2 protein-coding genes are annotated in these 1,101 nt (G+C 65.8%); both read left to right on the top strand.

Features of this window, described 5'->3' with window-relative positions; all coding sequences use genetic code 11:
- Nucleotides 1-214 precede the first annotated feature (214 nt).
- Entirely contained in the window at nt 215-631 is a 417-nt protein-coding gene (gene fliS / locus B1C78_RS13275) for a flagellar export chaperone FliS (RefSeq protein WP_077279658.1), read from the top strand.
- Between the two features lie 207 nt (nt 632-838).
- The coding region (locus tag B1C78_RS13280; protein ID WP_077279659.1) for a flagellar protein FliT at nt 839-1,101 on the top strand (263 nt) is incomplete at its 3' end.

Genomic DNA, 1,101 nt, shown 5'->3' on the forward strand with positions numbered 1-1,101 from the left:
CTTGAATCTTGAATCGCCCTAACGAGCGAACGTAGGTTGGGGTAAGAAACGAACCCCAACGGGAGGCGGCACGGGACGTTTCGGTTGTTGGGGTTCGCTCCGCTCACCCCAACCTACGGGTCTGACGTGGCTCATCCTTTGATTGCTGATTGCTGATTGCTGATTGCTGATTGCTGATTGCTGATTGCTGAATCCCCCTAACGAGGACAAACCCATGTACCAAACCGGCATCCACCAGGCCCTGAACCAGTACCGCGACGCAGGCGCGCGCGCCGAAGCGAGCGACGCCAATCCGCACCGGCTCATCCAGATGCTGTTTGAGGGCGCGTTGGAGCGCATTGCGGTGGCGCGGGGCGCCATGCAGCAGGGGGACAAGGCCGTGAAAGGCGAGCGTATCAGCCGGGCCATCGACATCGTCGAGGGGCTGCGCGCGCACCTGGACATGGAAAAGGGCGGCGACGTGGCCGCCAACCTGGAATCGCTTTACGAGTACATGGCCCGGCGCCTGATGGAGGCGAATCTGCGCGACGACGTGGCCGCGCTGGACGAGGTGGCCAACCTGCTGCGCGAGGTGAAGGCCGGTTGGGACGCCATCCCCGAGCAGCTCGCGGCCGAGGCCGGGCGTGGTTGAGGATTCCGCCCGCCGGAGACCCGACCCCGGGCTGACCGATGCGGCTGATCCGGGCATGGGCGATTCGCGGCGGGGTCGCCGCTCCTACGAAGGCATGGGAGAAAACCCGGCGCCGGACGGAGCCCAAACAACGGACAACGGACCACTGACAACTGACCAAACCGTTCGCGGCGGGGGCGCCNNGGGGGCGCCGCTCCTACGGGAGAGGTGCTGGCGCAGGCGCTTACCCACGTGGAGGCCGCGGTGGGCCATGCCCGCAAGGATGACTGGGAACAGGTGGCGGTACTCGATGGCCAATGCCGGGCACTGGTGGAGGTGCTGACCTCGAACGGTAGCGAACGGGATCCGGCGGAACTCGCCGACGGCCTTTCAATCATCCGCGAACGTTACCGCGAACTCCTTGCCCTGGCCGAAGCACATCGGGATCGGCTGGCGGAATCGGTGAGAAGTTCGGTGCAGGGGCGGGCGGG

The sequence above is a fragment of the Thioalkalivibrio denitrificans genome (assembly GCF_002000365.1).
GTDB lineage: Bacteria > Pseudomonadota > Gammaproteobacteria > Ectothiorhodospirales > Ectothiorhodospiraceae > Thioalkalivibrio_A > Thioalkalivibrio_A denitrificans.

Excerpts from the sequence above, each read along its gene's own strand:
- fliS (WP_077279658.1), top strand. The coding sequence starts at position 215 with ATGTACCAAACCGGCATCCACCAGGCCCTGAACCAGTACCGCGACGCA.